This window comes from Streptomyces turgidiscabies Car8 (genome assembly GCF_000331005.1).
Taxonomy (GTDB): Bacteria; Actinomycetota; Actinomycetes; order Streptomycetales; family Streptomycetaceae; genus Streptomyces; species Streptomyces turgidiscabies.
Genome location: NZ_AEJB01000651.1, coordinates 1 through 16,180, shown reverse-complemented (window position 1 = coordinate 16,180; position 16,180 = coordinate 1). Strand labels below are relative to the sequence as shown.

At 69.6% G+C, this 16,180-nt stretch carries 14 protein-coding genes; 7 read left to right on the top strand and 7 right to left on the bottom strand.

Annotation, left to right across the window (positions count from 1 at the left end):
* The coding region (locus STRTUCAR8_RS45350; protein ID WP_006383260.1) for an ABC transporter substrate-binding protein at positions 1 to 1,230 on the bottom strand (1,230 nt) is incomplete at its 3' end.
* 354 nt (positions 1,231 to 1,584) lie between these two features.
* Between STRTUCAR8_RS45350 and STRTUCAR8_RS45345 the strand changes: the two genes are divergently transcribed.
* On the top strand, positions 1,585 to 2,598 hold the full coding sequence (locus tag STRTUCAR8_RS45345; protein ID WP_006383258.1) for a hydroxyacid dehydrogenase: 1,014 nt from the start codon (positions 1,585 to 1,587) through the stop codon (positions 2,596 to 2,598).
* A gap of 1,054 nt (positions 2,599 to 3,652) precedes the next feature.
* Here the strand turns inward: STRTUCAR8_RS45345 and STRTUCAR8_RS45340 are convergent.
* A complete protein-coding gene (locus tag STRTUCAR8_RS45340) occupies positions 3,653 to 4,612 on the bottom strand; it encodes a DUF1152 domain-containing protein (RefSeq protein ID WP_006383261.1) in 960 nt (319 codons plus the stop codon).
* Between the two features lie 247 nt (positions 4,613 to 4,859).
* Here STRTUCAR8_RS45340 and STRTUCAR8_RS53050 point away from each other — a divergent pair, with 247 nt between their 5' ends.
* Entirely contained in the window at positions 4,860 to 5,567 is a 708-nt protein-coding gene (locus tag STRTUCAR8_RS53050) for a hypothetical protein (protein ID WP_006383262.1), read from the top strand.
* A 33-nt stretch (positions 5,568 to 5,600) separates the two neighbouring features.
* Here the strand turns inward: STRTUCAR8_RS53050 and STRTUCAR8_RS45330 are convergent, their stop codons facing one another.
* From STRTUCAR8_RS45330 to STRTUCAR8_RS45315, 3 genes are all read right to left on the bottom strand, one after another.
* On the bottom strand, positions 5,601 to 6,443 hold the full coding sequence (locus tag STRTUCAR8_RS45330; RefSeq protein ID WP_078507515.1) for a phosphotransferase family protein: 843 nt from the start codon (positions 6,441 to 6,443) through the stop codon (positions 5,601 to 5,603).
* Positions 6,444 to 6,717: 274 nt separating this feature from the next.
* Complete coding sequence (locus STRTUCAR8_RS45320) at positions 6,718 to 7,413, bottom strand: TetR/AcrR family transcriptional regulator (protein ID WP_006383255.1); 696 nt, start codon at positions 7,411 to 7,413, stop codon at positions 6,718 to 6,720.
* Positions 7,414 to 7,665: 252 nt separating this feature from the next.
* On the bottom strand, positions 7,666 to 8,223 hold the full coding sequence (locus tag STRTUCAR8_RS45315; RefSeq protein ID WP_044474006.1) for an AMIN-like domain-containing (lipo)protein: 558 nt from the start codon (positions 8,221 to 8,223) through the stop codon (positions 7,666 to 7,668).
* A gap of 460 nt (positions 8,224 to 8,683) precedes the next feature.
* On the opposite strand from STRTUCAR8_RS45315, the gene STRTUCAR8_RS45310 reads away from it, so the two are divergent.
* Together STRTUCAR8_RS45310 and STRTUCAR8_RS45305 are read left to right on the top strand one after the other, a co-directional pair.
* Positions 8,684 to 10,435: a serine/threonine protein kinase gene (locus STRTUCAR8_RS45310; protein WP_006383256.1), complete on the top strand. Its 1,752-nt coding sequence runs from the start codon at positions 8,684 to 8,686 to the stop codon at positions 10,433 to 10,435.
* 168 nt (positions 10,436 to 10,603) lie between these two features.
* The gene (locus STRTUCAR8_RS45305; protein WP_078507514.1) at positions 10,604 to 11,308 is read left to right on the top strand and encodes a response regulator; all 705 of its coding nucleotides are present in this window, start codon (positions 10,604 to 10,606) and stop codon (positions 11,306 to 11,308) included.
* Here STRTUCAR8_RS45305 and STRTUCAR8_RS45300 read toward each other — a convergent pair.
* Complete coding sequence (locus STRTUCAR8_RS45300; protein ID WP_006383264.1) at positions 11,292 to 12,827, bottom strand: aKG-HExxH-type peptide beta-hydroxylase; 1,536 nt, start codon at positions 12,825 to 12,827, stop codon at positions 11,292 to 11,294. The two genes, STRTUCAR8_RS45305 and STRTUCAR8_RS45300, sit on opposite strands and share 17 nt — an antisense overlap.
* Before the next feature lie 91 nt (positions 12,828 to 12,918).
* Positions 12,919 to 13,053 (bottom strand): hypothetical protein, encoded by a 135-nt coding sequence (locus STRTUCAR8_RS55330; protein ID WP_267889066.1) that lies wholly within the window; start codon positions 13,051 to 13,053, stop codon positions 12,919 to 12,921.
* 216 nt (positions 13,054 to 13,269) lie between these two features.
* Here STRTUCAR8_RS55330 and STRTUCAR8_RS45295 point away from each other — a divergent pair, with 216 nt between their 5' ends.
* From STRTUCAR8_RS45295 to STRTUCAR8_RS45285, 3 genes are all read left to right on the top strand, one after another.
* On the top strand, positions 13,270 to 14,496 hold the full coding sequence (locus tag STRTUCAR8_RS45295; protein ID WP_006383259.1) for an MFS transporter: 1,227 nt from the start codon (positions 13,270 to 13,272) through the stop codon (positions 14,494 to 14,496).
* 204 nt (positions 14,497 to 14,700) lie between these two features.
* Positions 14,701 to 15,675, top strand: coding sequence for a hypothetical protein (locus tag STRTUCAR8_RS45290; protein ID WP_006383257.1), 975 nt, complete (start codon positions 14,701 to 14,703; stop codon positions 15,673 to 15,675).
* Between the two features lie 3 nt (positions 15,676 to 15,678).
* Positions 15,679 to 16,149: a peptidase inhibitor family I36 protein gene (locus tag STRTUCAR8_RS45285; RefSeq protein WP_006383254.1), complete on the top strand. Its 471-nt coding sequence runs from the start codon at positions 15,679 to 15,681 to the stop codon at positions 16,147 to 16,149.
* Positions 16,150 to 16,180 lie beyond the last annotated feature (31 nt).

Sequence of the window (16,180 nt, the reverse complement as noted above, 5' to 3'; positions counted from 1 at the left end):
CTTCTTCATGACCTTGCCCCACTGCTTCTGCATCTCGGAGTACATGGCCGCGTAGTCCGGCCCGTACTGCCACTGCTCACCCACCCGGGATGCGGCGGTCTTGATCACCTGGGCGCTGTCGGACTTCCCGTTGAACATCTCCGTCGGGATGATCTTGTCGACGTACGGGGACACGTCCTTGACGGCCGGGAAGAGCCCGGACTTGGACGCGGGGTCGGTGAGCGCGGTCAGGGACTCCTTGCTGCTGGACAGCCAGGCGGCGAACTCCGCTGCCCGGTCGGGGTACTTGCAGCCCTTGAGGACCGAGGTGACGTCGAAGTTGCTGGAGGTCCGCGGGTTGGCGGTGTCGAACACCGGCGCGGCGGCGAGCTGCCACCTGCCCTTGGACTTGGGGAAGTTGGTGTCGTAGATCGGCAGCTGCCAGGTGGAGGTCGTCATCAGGATCGTCTTGCCGAGATCCCAGGTCTTGAAGACGCCGGGGTCGGCGTAGGAGGCGTTGGAGGCGAGGTTGTCGTCCACCAGTTGCTGCACGATGGCGCCGGCCTTGAGCGCGTCGGGCGAGTCGAGGCCGATCTCCCAGTGGTCGCCGGCGAGTTTGTACCACTCGGCGCCCGCCTGCCAGGACAGGTCGACGAGGGTGCTCGGGTCCTCCCCCGCCATGTTGAAGATCTTGACGTTCTTGTCCTTCTTCCGCACTGCCCTGCCCGCGGCGATCACGTCGTCCCAGGTGGTCGGCGCCTCGATGCCGTACTTCTGGAACAGGTCGGCCCGATAGGCGGTGAACAGGGGCGAGGAGCCGGTGGGGATGCCGTAGGTCGCGCCACCGGGGCTGACCGAGTTCCAGGCGGGAGTCGTGTAGCGGGACTTGTAGGGGGATGCGACCTCGGTGATGTCGGTGAGCAGTCCGTCGGCGGCGAAGTTCGCCAGGTTCATTCCGTCCATCTTCGCCAGACAGGGCGCGTTTCCGGAGGTCACCGCGGCGCGCAGCTTCTGGTAGACGGTGTCGCCGGCCGCGTTGACGTACTTCACCTGGGTGTCGGGGTGCGACTTGTTCCAGACGGCGACCTGCTGCTGGATGCCCTCCGTCCAGCTCCAGAACTCCAACTGCACCTTCCCTGTGGTTCTGGCCGCCGAGTCGGTGTCGTCACCTCCACCGCAGGCGCTCAGGACGAGGGACAGGGAAAGGGCGGTGGCCGCGCCGGCGAAGGCTCTCGTACGGGTGGTGCTCATCGGTCCTCCGGGAGAAGGCGGACAGCGCCTGCGGTGGGGAGAGGGCGCGGGCGGCTGAAGGCAGGCAAGAGGGAGCTGATTGCACGGTGTAGGTAACCGTTTCCCGTGGACCGTAGGACTGCGGACGGCGGCACCACAAGAGGGATGAAGCCATTACTTTCACCGACCTCGCCGAGAATCGGCCCGATGACCTTCTCTGGCCTGCATTTATCGCACCCTCTCGGATCAGGGGTGGTTCCACCTCCAGTCGAGCCGTCCACAGCGAAGGCGTTGACCGGCGAGCCTGGTGAGCTCTAGCGTGGAATACGTTTACCTCCCGCTTTCCCTCATCGCCTCACCCAGAAGCGGAGATCCATGCCCACGTCAGAACTGCCGCGCGCCGTGTTCGCCATGAACCCGGTGCACCTTCCCGAGCTCTTCCCGCCCCGGCTGATGGCACGGTTGACAGCCCAGGCACGGATCGATCCCTCTCTGGTCGTACAGGACTTCGCCGAGCCGGCGGTGGCGGGGCCGCTGGCCGAGGCCGAGGTGCTGATCACCGGCTGGGGCTGTCCGCGCATCGACGAGGCGGTCCTCACCGCGGCGCCCCGACTGCGAGCCGTGCTGCACGCGGCGGGCAGCGTACGCAGCCTGATCGCTCCCGAGCTCTGGGTCAGGGGCATCGCGGTGTCCAATGCCGTGCGGGCCAACGCACTTCCGGTCGCCGAGTTCGCGCTCGCCACGATCCTGCTCTCCGGCAAGGACGCCTTCGGGCTGCGGGAGCGGTTCCGGACCGAGCGCGTGTACCCGCCGGCCGCCGCTCACGCCACGGTCGGCAACCTCGGCAGACGCGTCGGGATCATCGGGGCCTCCCGGGTCGGCCGCCGCCTGCTCGAACTGCTGCGGCCCTTCGACTTCACGGTGACGCTGCACGACCCGTACGTCGACGCGGCCGAGGCCGCCGCCCTGGGCGCCGTACTGCTGCCGCTGGACGAGCTGATGCGCACCAGCGACATCGTCAGCCTGCACGCGCCCGACATCGCGGAGACCTACCGGATGCTCGACCGCCGACGCCTGGCGCTGATGCCCGACGGCTCCGTGCTGGTCAACACCTCCCGGGGCGCCCTCGTCGACCCCGAGGCACTCACCGACGAACTCGTCAGCGGACGCATCGGCGCCGTCCTGGACGTGACCGAGCCGGAGCCCCTACCTGCGGACTCCCCCCTGTACGGGCTGCCCAACGTCTTCCTCACCCCGCACATCGCCGGTTCCCTCGGCAACGAGCTGGAGCGGCTGGGCCGCACCGTCGTGGACGAGCTGACACTGCTCGCCGCGGGCGATCCGCTCACCCACGCCGTACTCCCTGCCGACCTGGCCAACAGCGCCTGACCCGGGGGGGGCGTCGACGGCAGTCCGGTTGGGCCCGGCCTGCGGGGTCGGGCCCGTTGTCGGCGTTCCCTTCACTGGGCGGGCCTTCCTGCCGCATCACCGTGCGAGAGGGGCTACGTCCGACAGGTGCTCCGGCGCGAGACCGGAACTCCTTGATGGTTCTCGCGCGAACGGGACCGCCCCGAGCGGGTTGGTTGCCGGGGCGCCGGCCTGGCGCGCGGTGCGGCGCCGAGGCGGGCATCGCCGCCATCGGTTGCCTTGTCGGCGGCCAGGGGCCTCGCCGATCCGGTCGGCCAGCAAGCGGTGAGGAGAGGGATGGTAATCGTTTACCAACAGAGCCAGTAGTTCGCGCTTGAGGACGCAAGCATCCGTTGGAGCAGGGCAGCCTTATGGCGGGCAGGAAAACAGTGCCTGCAAGGGTTCGGGCTCTCATATCCTGCCGAGCCGCACGGAAGGCTACCCGGCGGAGAGGCCGTCCACGGCCCACGAGGTGGATGCGACGACGACGGTCGCCGAAGCAACCGTTTCCCCCATCCCGGCGGGCAACCACCGAGCCTCGGCGGAAAGCAGGGCTCGCGTCAGGAGGCCGTGGGAGCACACAGCCCCACATCCCGTGCGAGGAGCTGGGGCGGGCCGCCGTATCGCCATGGAAGCCGGCCGGGGCTCCCCCGGGCGCATGATGGCCCTGGCCTGCGACGCGGTGCGCCCGGCAGCCGCGACCGCGCTGCCTGCCGCCATAACGGAACCCGCGTCGGAGACCGAGCCGGCACCTGGCCCGCCCGACCGTAACGAAAATGACACGCCAGTCCGTTACGAAACCGGTGAGGAATTCCGCCCTGTGTGTGGCGGTCCGCTGCCGGTCGCGACAGCTGGTCGTCCCCGTAGGTACTGCAGCAACGCCTGCCGCCAGAAGGCCCATCGACGACGCGCTGTCTAGAAGAGGAACCGGTGCCGCGCCGTCCCGAGGAGCGGGCTCCGAGTCGTACGGGCGGCGGCGCGGCGGGGCGGGGCGGGTGCAAGGCGACACCGGCTGTGGGTCGCCCTCGCGACACGTCTAGTGCGGGAAGCGGCGAGGTGGGCGAGTCACTCTGGACTCGCGGAACTCGGCTATCCGCGAGTGGACTTGACGCATCAGGTGGGTGTCCTCGATCTGGTCCAGGTAGAGGCAGCGGGCGGCCAGGCCCGGGAGGTCGAAGGCGAAGTACAGGGACATCAGCGGGTTCACGAACAGCTCGCTCCCCCGGGTGCGGTCAGTGAACCGGACGTCACCGAAGGAGCCGCGCACGGCTGCCGCGATCGATCCGTTCACGATGCTGGGGTGCTCCGGGGTGTGGTGCTGAGCGTGTGTCACCGCGTCGAGGTAGAGAGCGCCCTCACGGGTGGCGCGCGGTATCGAGAACGCGCCGAGGTATGCGCCGTCGCGCTCCAGTGCGGCGATGTTCTCCAGTACGTGCACGTGGTTGACGCCGTGGTACGCGTCCACGCCGAAGCCCACTGACACGACGAGCCGGGTCGGTACGCCGTCCAGCGCGGCCAGCGCCGCCACGCTGGTGAGGTCCTCCTCGGGAGTGCCGAGCCCTGCTTCGTCACCGCGCATCAGAATGTCCGTACCGCCGTCGACCAGCACCACGGCGTCGATGTCGTGCAGCTCGATCAGTGCTTGGTAGGCGGCACGCAGCGGGAGTACCCCGGTCTGGGGGAAGGCGTACACGGTGGACGGGTAGCCGTGTTGGCGCAGCCACTGCGCGAGGGTCCGCTCCGGGAAGTAGTTCTGGTGCAGGGCGGAGTCGGGAGTGACTGCGGCCAGGTCGGGGGCGGCCCAGTCGTCGAGCGGGAGACCGGCGAGTGCGCTGAAGGACAGGTTGGCGAGATGGACCTGCTTGCCCTGATGCAGGAGGGAGAGTGCCAACGGCAGACCGGAGTAGATGTCGAAGCCACCGCCCGCGCCCGCGACGAGGATCCGCTCGGCGTCGGCGAGGCGGGTGAAGAGGGGGTTGGCGTGGAGAGACGTCATGACGGTCATTGTCCGGGGGCCGGCTCCTTCTCCGGACGCCGACGTGTCCGTAGCGGGACCGAGCGGGGCTGTGGCGTCACGTCGAAGTCCGTGAACACGACCGTCTCATTGGCTGGTTCCATCGCAACGGGCTGGAACGGATCCGACGGCGCCGACTCCGTGTTCGGGTCAGAACCGCTGACGGAACGACTTCAAGACCTCGTTGGGGGTTGGGCGATGGCGAGCGGCCGCGTGCGAGGATGCTGCTGTGCTGGATGAGATCGACGCGGTGGACTGGGGCTCCATACCGGGCCGTCCCGACTGGTATGAGCCAGATCGTGCCGCACATGGTCTGCGGGCCCTTTCCGAGGCGGCGAACCTGGTACAGGCGGCGAAGGCCGGCTCGCAGCTTGGCGGCGGGGGAATCGTCCATGGCCACAGCGGTGCGGTGTTCCCGTCAGCTGTGGTGGCGACTCCGCTGCTGCTGGACATCGTCGAGCGGGGTCACCCGGCGGCAGGAGCCGTTGCATTGGGTCTTCTTGATGAGGCCCTGTCGTGCTGTCCGCATGCCGGGTACACGCGGGTGGTAGCTCCTGACGGCCTTGCGCTGCCCCTCTGTTGTGCCATCGCCGACAGAGTGCGAGCTCGGACCGATCTCCTTGTCGGGCTGGGCAAGAGAGGCAAGTCATTGCTGGCCGAGGCGGCAGCGCACTGGCGCTTCGAGATCCGCGAGTGCGTCGCCGACGGCAGCGACACCGCAGCCTTCGGCAACCTGGCCGGCTGTCTCTCCGACGGGGTGCATGCGGCGGAAATGCATCTCGGCGGCGTTGTCACCGTGCTGAACGAACTCACCCTCGAGTACCCGCCCGCGGAGGGCGCTCTCGCAGCATGCGTGCGGGTGATCGCCCGGCATCCGGGAGAGTTGCTGCTGGGTGCCACGCTGATTCCAGCCGAGTGCGGAGATCGGGTTCACTGACAGGCTCCCGCGCACCAAGGGCCTTCTGGTTCCTCAGCTCAGGCCGCAGCGGTCGAGCGCAGCACGAACCCGGTCGAGTCCCTCGGCTCGGCGGCGGTCCCGGTCAGGCATCTGGTCGTCCTTGCGCCAGCGCCAGGCTGAGAACATCGCCCAGTTCAGCGCGCGGCACCGGTGAACCAGGTCCTGGTCGGCCCCGGCGTAGTGCCTTCCCACCTCTTCGGGCGCATGAGCGAGGTCGAACTCGATCGGCCCACGGCAGCAGGTGGCGAGATCCACGAAAAGCGGCCCTCTCCTCGTGTTGAGGAGGTTCCCCGGATGCGGCTCTCCGTGCAACAGCTGGTCGTCGGCTTTCGCGTTGCTGATCGCGGCGCTCAGTCCGCTGAGCGTGTCGCTGAGGAACTGCCGCTCTGTGTCGTGCAGTTCGGGGGACCGCTCCCGGTCGTCCACCTCTCTCAGCGCCCCGGCGACTCGATCGGTGAAGTGCGGTGCATCGAGATCGATCTTCCGCAGGGCGGCGTGGTGCCGCGTGAACGCGTCCGCGTAGTCGGCCGATGCGATCTCTGATCCCGCAGGTTCGTAGTAGGTCCAGAGGGAGATGGCGAAGGCATCACGCACGTGAACACGGGGTTCGACCCGAGGGTCCAGCTCAGCCACCGGGGCGTCGACATCGACGAGACGGCGCGCAACCTCTACTTCGAACTCGGAATCGGCCAGATGCCCCACAGCAGCGACTCGAGCCAGCACCCCGCAAGGGATCAGGTGCAGCGCGACGCGGTCCGAGTTGTGGATGACTACTACATCGTCGACTGGGAGGCCCAGCTCCGAAGCGATCGCCCGTCCCGCCTCGACCGCTCGACGAAGTTCATGTGGCTGCACACAGTCTCCTTCTCTGCCTCTGCCTCTGCCTCTGCCTCTGCCGAATACACATGCGCGCTGGGCGTCGTGCAGGGTCGCCTCACGCGCCGTCGCCTGTACGGGCGTCGGCAGCAGCCTGCACCACCAGCTTCTTGACACCCGAACCTACACACCCGCCCGTACACACGGACGGCATCCGTGCATCCGTCCCACCATTCAGTGATCCACTCTTCCCGATGCCCGATCGCATCCCGGCGTTGTTCCGGTCGTCCGCGTTCGAGGCTGGCCGGCCAGGTCAGCCGCTCTTGCCCGGCGCCGGCGCCGAAGTGCCCCGGCCGGCGCGGAGCATGGCTTTGTAGAGGGGTTCGTGCCCGGGTGAGGCGGGCAGCGGGCCGCGCGCCGGGGTCTCCAGGGACTGGATGAACAGGGCGACGACGCGTCGCCAGGCGTCGGGGGCCGCGTCGCCGGTGGCGTTGACGACGCCGGCGTTGGCCATGTGGATCAGTACCAGGTCCGAGGGGTCGAAGTCCTCACGCAGGCGGCCGGTGGCCTTGGCGCGGTCGATGAGGCTCAGCATGGCTTCGTAGGCCTGGTTTCGGCGTTGCTCCAGGACCTTGGCGGTGGGGAAGGTCATGGTCAGGACGTCGGCGAAGCCGCTGTCGGCGGCCTGCATGGCGCAGGCGGCCTCGATGTAGCCGACGAAGCCGTGCCAGGGGTCGGGGTCGTCCAGGGCGACGGTGACCGCGTCGGCGTAGGCGCCCATGCGGTCGGAGAAGACGGCGTCGACCAGTTCCTCCTTGGTGGGGAACCGGCGGAACATGGTGGCGATCCCGACGCCCGCCTCGCGGGCCACGGAGGCCATGGAGGCGTTCAGGCCTTCCCGTGCGAACACTGTGCGCGCTGCGGCGATGATCCGCTCCCGGTTGCGCTCGGCGTCACTGCGCAGGGGCTGAGCAGCGGTGACGTCGGAGGGCTGGGCGCCAGGATTCATACCCGCCAGCCTATCAATCGGAGTGGTCTATCCCCTTTCAGTCCACATCGGCCGCCTCGAACCGGAGCCCTCTGCCCGAATGCCGAGGTTGACCACGTACCGCCCCCCATGACCGAGGTTGTCGCCGCACAGGCCGACCGAACCCGTTGAGAGCCACCCCCGCAGGTCTCCTACGGGCTGACGGAAGCGGTCACGCAGGCACTGCCGTGGCCGCTTGTCGGGTCAGCGTCGACGCCGGTAGCCGGGACGCGGCTACCAGCTGTGCGCCACGTCCACCACGATCCGTCCGGGCAGCACCAGTACCCGGAACGGGAGTTGGGCGCGGACACCGAGTCCGATGTGGCTGCCCGAGTAGTAGTAGCCGCCGAACTTGGCGTCCCTGAAGGTCCGGTAGCCGGTGAAGTCCAGCCCCGGCAGCGGATCAGCCAGTTCGACCGGATACTGCGACGTGTTGACCGGTGCGGTGAACTCGATCTCGATGATCGCCCCGCCCTTGACGGGGATATTGGTCTGGGACGGGACGTGGTTGAAGTCGGGCACGTACTGCACCCAGTACAGGGCCGGATCGGCGGTGGTCATGCCCGGGATGTCGAAGACCATCCGGTCGTAGCAGGCGTGACGGCCGGTCCGGACGTTCGCGAGGGCGCCGGTCATCGCGAGCGATCCCGGTTCCGACTTGTTTTGGCTCCCCCAGCCCGTCTCGCAGGCGGCGGTCTGCGGTGCGGCAGCGGCGGAGGCGGCAGCCGGAACGGCGCCTCCCCCTGCTAAGACCAGTGCCAGCGATGCCAGCACCGTTGTCAAGCGTTTCATCGGCGAGCAGCCCCCTTCGGTTCCCGTGTGGTGCGATGCCCTGTCAGACAATCGGGACAGCCAGATGGTTGGAGACTTCTATCGTCAGGTTTCGGAAATTCTGCTCCGAACGCCCCTTACCTCAAGCGCCCTTCGCACTGCGAGCCCCTCCTCCTCCTCCTCCCCCCCCCCACACACACCCGCGTGGGCGGCGCATCCGTCCCGAGGAGCCGGGCGGCCGTCGCCGGTGACCCGTCGGCCGCCGTGTTCTGTGCGTTCCGGCGGGCTTTTCCGATGACCGACGACGATGGGCGTGGCCGGTGCGAACGCGTGACCGAACACACGTATGCTCACCCCCTTGGCTGGCAGCGTTCCGTGCAACAGCCAGCAGCCAAGGGGCCGTTGAGCGGCTTCCCGGCCGGAGAGGTCCCGTGGCGACCGCCGGCCGGATCGGCCCCGCAGCACCCGAAAGGAACCCACGGTGTCCGACGAAGGACGGCTGATCGCCGGCCGATACCGCCTCCTCGACCGGATCGGCCGGGGAGGCATGGGCACCGTCTGGCGCGCCCACGACGATCTCCTCGCGCGCCAGGTCGCCGTCAAGAAACTGCATCCCCAGCCGCAGCTCGACGACCACGAACTGGCCATCCTCTTCGAGCGCACCCGGCGCGAGGCCCGCAGTGCGGCGCGGATCAGCCACCCCAATGTCATCGTCGTCCATGACGTCGTGGTCGACGCGGGCCTGCCCGCCATCGTCATGGAGTACGTGCCTTCCACCACCCTCGCCGATCTGACCGAGAAGCACGGCCCGGTCCCGCCCGAAGAGGCCGCCAGGATCGGCCGCGAGGTGCTCGCGGCGCTGCGGGCGGCGCACCGGGCCGGGATCCTGCACCGGGACGTGAAGCCTGCGAACGTGCTGCTGGCCGAGGACGGCCGGGTGGTTCTCACCGACTTCGGCATCGCCCAGGCCTCCGAGACCTCGGCTCTCACCCGTACCGGCCAACTGGTCGGGTCGGTCGACTTCATCGCCCCCGAGCGCCTCGTCGGCGCTCCTCCGGGCCCCGAGGCCGATCTGTGGGGGTTGGGGGCCACGCTCTTCCAGGCGGTGGACGGCCGATCACCGTTCCTGCGGGACTCGGTGACGGAGACCATGTACGCCATCGCCATGGAGCCGGTCCCCCAGGTCCGGTCCGCCGGGCCGCTCACTCCGCTGATTCAGGGCCTGCTGGCCGGTAAGCCGTCGGAGCGGTTGTCGGCCGAGGACGCCGAGCGCCTGCTGCGCATGCCGGCCGGAGGCCGTACGGCGGCCGACGACGCCGCAACTCCGATGCCCGTTCCGGCTCTTGGTGCCGCTTCGGGGCCGGACAGGAAGGCGGAGCCGGGTTCGGGGCTCGCGATTCGCGGGGCGTCCGCTGCCGAGGTTCCCGCTCCTGGGGTGTCCGCCGAACGCCCGCCCGCCGGTACGCCCGATCCGCGAGGGAAGGGGCCGGCGGGCCGATGGAGGAAGCCGACCGTGCTCGCCGCGGCTGCCGCCGTCATGGCTGTACTGATCACGTCGGCGTGGTTGGTCCTGGCGACGCCGGAGAAGAACAGTGACGGCGCCGACGTCACGGCGTCGGACAGTCCGCTGACCGTCGGCGACGCAAACGCGCCCAACTCCCCTGCCACGCCTGTGGCTTCCTCCCCCGTCTCCTCGCCGTCGAGTTCGGCGAGTTCCGGGAGTACCGCGGGTTCTGGCGGCGCGTCCCCCACGGTGCCCGCTCCGTCCGAGTCGACGCCCGAGTCCTCGAAGGAGACCGTGGGGCAGGAGTCGGGCGACGAGGCCACATCTCCGGCGAGTGGATTCGACAGCTCCGACGCCCGGTCCGGCCGACCCCTCGTGGTCGCCGCGTCGGGCAAGTGTCTGAGCGGCGGCGCCGGGACCGAGGGCGTCCAGTTGTTCCAGGCCACGTGCGACGGCTCCGCGACGCAGCGGTGGCAGATCGGATCGGACGGCACCGTCCGGTCCTCGGGGAAGTGCATGACCGCGGCCGGTGGGGCGACGGACAGCCGGACCGAGGTCCAGCTGACCGGCTGCGACGGCCGCGCGAGCCAGGAGTTCCGTCTCGCCGGTACCGAACTGAGGGCTGACCAGGCGCAGATGTGCGTCGACATCTTCGGTGGCGCGAGCGGCACGGGAGCGGTCCTGTTCGAGTGCAACGGCCGGGACAACCAGACCTGGACGCTGGGGTAACCGCGGATCAGGGCTCCCTGAGGCGGACTCCCCCGGCCATCGCAATACTCAACTCACCTCTTTGTCATGGTCGTTGTCGGACCCGCCGACGAATGCATCGGGGCGAAGCAGGGTAGCCGATAGGCTGCGGCGACGACTCTGGACCGGCTCGGGTACTCAGGTGTGAGGATGGACTCAAGAATGGCCGATGCGGTCCGCGATGCCGTTGCGCGCGTGGTGTTGATCGAGAGCATTCCCCTGGTCCTGCACGGATTACGGGCCGCGCTGGAGGGCGACGGATTCATCGTCCCCGGCGCGACCGGCGACCCGCACACGGGAGTGCGGGCGGTGCTCGAACAGCGGCCCGACGTGGTCTTCGTCGACCTCGATCTGCCCGGTAGTACGGGAGTCGGGCTGCTGCGGCGACTGCACCGGCAGAGCCCGACGACGCGGATGATCGCCGCGGTGTCCCCGCAGCACGACGACGACAGTCTCCTGCTGGCCGCGCTGACGGCCGGGGCGACGGGTTATCTCCTCAAGGACACGGAGACCGCGGACCTCCTGCGCATCGTGCGGGCCGTGCAACGGGGCTGCGTCACACTCGGCCCCCGGCTCGGCGACAGTCTCTCCGCCCTTCTCCTGCGCCTGGCGGGAACCGACGAGATTCCTCGGTTCCCGGCGCTCACCAACCGGGAACAGGAAGTGCTGCGTCTGGTCTCCCTCGGCTACGGAAACCGCCGGATAGCACGGGAGTTGTTCATCTCGGAGAAGACGGTGCGCAACTACGTGTCGGCCATCCTGCCGAAGATTCACGCCTCCAGCCGTTCGGAAGCCATTCTTTCCGTACGGCTGTCGGGGCCCCCGGCGGGCGGAAGCGTCAGCCGGGTCGGGTGACGAGGCCCGCGGCCACGAGTTGCCGCATGCTGTCTCCCACGTGCCGGTCGGCCTCGGTGGAGCCGGCAGCCAGTCCGGCCGCGTCGGCGTACGCGGTGCGCAGCGAGTCGAGGTCCCGCCCGTCGCACAGCGAATAGACCGTCCACGAGCGCGAGTTGAGCCAGTGCATCCGGGCCGAAGCGGCGTCACCGACAAGGAGCTGCCCCAGTCCGGGCAGCGCGCACGCGTCCACCGGGGTGACGCGGTGGAATACGCCCGTGAGCGGCGCGGCGGCGGCAGGCCGGGCCGCTGTTGTCCCGGCGCGGCCCTGGGGTGTCGGCGCGTCCTGGTCCACCAGGCGGAGCACGGCGAGGAGCCAGCGCGCGAACCGGTGCCCGTTCTCGGTCAACGCCTCTTCGGGCAGCGCCAGGACGCGTTCGGCGAGGTAGCGGGCTCGTTCCGCGCTGGTCCGGTGGCTGCCGCGCAGCGCGGCGGGGGTGCCGGGGCTCGGCTCGTCGATGACCTCCGCCGCCGGTGGTGGGCCGAACCTCTTGCGGACCGCTTCGTCGGCGGCGGTGGCCGCGGCCTGGAAGACCAGCAGGTGCACGTAGAAGTGGACGGCGACGAACACCCGGATGACCGTCCAGGACCCGATGCGCCACGGGATCGGAACCTGTTGTGTGGCGTTCCTGACCACGGCGCCGGTCCGTAGCGCGTCGAAGAGCTTGAGGTGGGAGCCCTCGTGCAACAGGCTCTCGGCGGCGAGCCACGGGCTCGTACAGCGTTCGGGGGCCAGTAGCACCGACGACGGGAGCGGATCGCCGCCGGACATCGACTGGAGAGGGCCTTCCTGGGTCTCCCGGCGGGTTAAGCCGACCATGGTGATGTGTCCGAGAACGCTCGCCCCCGTCGCGGGCATCAGTGACGCGAGGAGTTCCGCGCCCTCCCGCAGGGTGGCGCGGTCGGCGCTCGTGGGACTGACCGGGGCCTGGGCCTGGCCGTCGCCGAGCGCGTCGCGGTACAGCTCCATGAGACGGTCGCCGAGCATCTCGTCCACCGGGTCGCGCGGCTTCGGCTCGGTGAGGAGCCACGCGTTTCCGAGGCCGGGCCAGGCGCGCCGGCGCGGCTGGGTGAGGCCTTCGCAGGGTCCCACCGAGGACGGGTCGGTCACCGGCCGTTCGCCTCGGTACTGGACCAAGTACCGGCCGAGCGCGCTGTGTTCGAGCGTGCCGTTCTCCAGGCGCAGGATGTCGTCCTCGAAGCAGTGCCGCAGCACGGGGTCGAACAACAGCGGACGAAGCCGTTCCTCCGGTTCCGCGGCCGTCGTACGCAGCGCCTGGGCGCAACTGCCGTCCCGGCGGGCCAGCATGGTCAACCCCAGCCGGAACCGGGCGTAGTTGCGCTCACCGACAGCCGCCGAGTCGCCGAACTGCCGGTCGGCACAGAGCAGGGAGTCGGCCCGGGCGACCGCGTCGGAAGCAGGAAAGCCCGTGGTGGGGAGACCGGGGCCCGGAGGTTCGGTGGAGGGGAGCTCGGACAACAACGACAAACCGCCCTTCGGTGTCGGGCGCCAGAGGGAGGGGCGGGCCCACCGGCTGGGGACGCCGCCCCTGCCGGGTGCGCGCCGTGCGTCAGACGGTCAGGGCCGCCTGGTAGGAGGGAAGCCAGGCCCGTTCCGCGGGCGAGTCGGTGGCCACGTCCGGGGCCTCCTCGTCGAGATACACCTCGGGGGCCAGCTCGGGTACGTCGATGTGGTCGATCAGCATGTCCTATCCCTTTCGGTCGGTGACGGAGCAGGTGGGGCAGGCGGATCGGCGTCTCAGGGCCGGCGGCGGAACGTGGATGCCGGGCCGGAGGCGCCTGTACGCTGCACCATTCTCCGGCATCACACGTCCCAGGACGATGGGACCACTGTCCCGGATCTTGTCCCGCCCCGGGCCCAACGGTGGACCGGACCACACCGCCCCCGGCACGCTACCCCCGTGACGATCACCCCTGATTCGGAGCGGCACGCCACCTACCGGGAAGTACTGGCCGACCCGCGGTTCCGGCTGCTGTTCGTGACCAGAACCCTGACGGTCACCGCCGACTCGCTACGGATCATGACCCTGTCGGTCCTGGTCTTCACGACGACCGGCTCACCGCTCCTGGGCGCCCTGACCTTCGGCGTCGGATTCCTGCCGCAGCTCGCGGGCTCGCTCTTCCTCGGTTCGCTCGCCGACCGTCTCCGCCCGCGCCCACTCGTCGTCGCGGGTCACGTCCTGGGCTGCGCAACGGCAGCCACGGCAGGGCTGATTCCCCTGCCTGTGCCGGTGCTGCTCCTCCTGTTCGCCGCCGTGGCCTGTCCGGCCCCGGTCTTCAGCGGCGTCGCCGTACGGCTCGTCGCCGAGACACTCACCGGCGACGCCTACGTCCTGGGGCGCTCACTGTCCAACATGGCAGCGTCCGGTGCCCAGTTGCTCGGCCTGGCCGTCGGGGGCGTCGCGATCGCGTCACTGGGGCCACGAAACTCACTGCTGCTCAGCTCGGGCGCGTATCTCGTCTCCGCGGTCGCCGTCCGCGTACGACTGCCCGACCTGCCCGCCCCCGGCAAGGCAGCTCGGTCCGGTTCCGGTGCGTCGGTGCTCCGCCACAGCTGGTCGGAGAGCGGCACACTGCTCGCCGACCGGACCGTACGGACGCTGCTGCTCGCCCAGTGGCTGCCTGCAGCTTTCGTCGCCGGTGCGGAGAGCCTGGTCGTCCCGTTCGCGGGCGGTCAGAGCATGTCCGCCGGCTTCACAGGGGCCCTGCTCGCCTGTCTGCCGGTCGGCATGCTCGCCGGGGACCTGGTCGTCGGCCGCTTCCTCTCCCCCGCCGCACGGGAACGCCTGGTCCCCGCGCTGGTGACGGTCCTCGGCGCGCCGCTGCTCGTCTTCGCCGTCGATCCGCCGGAGCTGGTCTGCGCGGTGCTCCTGCTGATCACCGGGGCCGGTTTCGCCTACGGACTCGGCCTGCAACGCCCTTTCCTGGACGCGGTCCCGGAAACAGCACGCGGCCAGGCGTTCGGCCTGCTCTCCGCCGGGATGATGTCGTCGCAGGGTCTGGGTCCCGTCGCGTTCGGGACCATCGCCGAGTTCACCGACGCGGGAACGGCCATGGCCCTGGCCGGCCTGGCGACGCTGGGCATCGGCGTCCGACTGACCCGACGCCGCCCCGCGTCGGACGGCTGAGAAGCCGGCCCGGGGCGGTCCACTCCTCGCCGTTCCCCCATGTCACCGCCTGTACGGCGGCGTCGCGTTTTTCGGAACTTGTTTGTTCGGCACCAGTCGCCCGACGGCGAACAACGCCGGGACCGGTACACCTGGATCGGACGTCCCAGCCAGTCGGCTCCGGCGCGACCGGAGCTGCCATGTGCCGTACATCCAGGGGGAGTTGTGCGCTGCTACCGGTTCCACCGACGCACCACACTGATCGCGGTCACCGTCGCGGCCACCCTCGCGACGGTCGTCTCCTGCGACGCACCGGCGCCGTCGGACGACCGGGACACCGAGGTCACCTCGACACAGCTCCTCACCGAACGGGAGCAGGATCTGCTGCACGACGCGGAGCAGCTGCTCACCCAGTCCTGCATGGCCGCACGCGGCTTCCGGACATGGCCGGTGCCCCGCCGACCACTCGCCGAGGACCGCGACTTCCCGTATGTGATCGACGACGTCCGCTGGGCGTCCCGACACGGCTACGGCAGTGACATCGAGGCCCGCCGTCAGCGGTTGCGCACGAACGATCCCAACCAGCGCTACTTCAGGAAGCTGCCGGCAGCCGACCGGCAGCGCGCCGTCGCCGCCTACAACGGCGACCGGTCCGCCGAACGGCTTGAGGTGCGTTCCCCGAACGGCCTGACCGTCGGGCGCGTCAAGGACGGCTGCACCGCTCAGGCCCAAGAGGAGCTCTACGGCGACCTGGCCGCCTGGTTCCGTGCCGATGTCGTCACCGGGGCCCTGCCCGCCCTGCGTCGGCAACAGGTCGTCTCGAACGCCGAGTTCACGTTCGCGGTGCGGAAATGGTCTGTCTGCATGCGGGAGCGGGGACTGCGCTACCCGGACCCGACCGACACGCGGGCTGCCTTCCTCGCCCCCGAGGGGACCACGCCGACGCCGGCACGCAGGCGTCTGGAAACACGGACAGCGGTCGCCGAGGCCGAGTGCGCCCACAGCAGCGGCCTGACCTCCACCGCCGCGCGACTCGACCGGCGCTACGACGCCCAGCTGCGGGCCAAGTACCGGAACGAGATACGCGACAGGTCGCGGATGGAACACGCCGCCCTGCCACGAGCCCGCGCACTTCTGACCACCGACCGAACCAGCGCCACCACAACCACCAGCACCAACACCAACACCAACAAGGAGTGATCAGTGATCAGGACCAAACTCACCACCGCGCTTGCCACCGTGGGCCTCGCCGCTCTGTCCCTGTCAGCCCTTCCGGGCGTCGCGCAGGCCTCCGAGCCGGGCCCGTCGTCGCGGGACACGGTCGCGGCGGGCCCGGCGGGAGCCACGGCGGACGGGTACTTCTACGCGTACGAACACGCGGACGCCAACGGCAAGTACTGCAGGTGGTCCGGCAACGACGCCGACTGGAGCAGCTGCTCCCCCGGCGGAAACCTCCGTAACCAGGCAAGCGCCCTCTGGAACAACGGCTACGCCGGCTCGTACGAAGACGTCAACGTCTACTGGGGCCTCAGCTACGCCGGAGCCTGGGCATGCATCGCGAACGGCTACTACTACTCCAACCTCGCCGGCTGGTACTTCCCGAGCAACGGGTCGGGCGGCGGTGAGAGCATGAACGACAACATCTCGTCGCACAAGTGGTCCGACTCCTGCTGAGACACCTTCGGCGCCTCAAGGATCAGCGTGA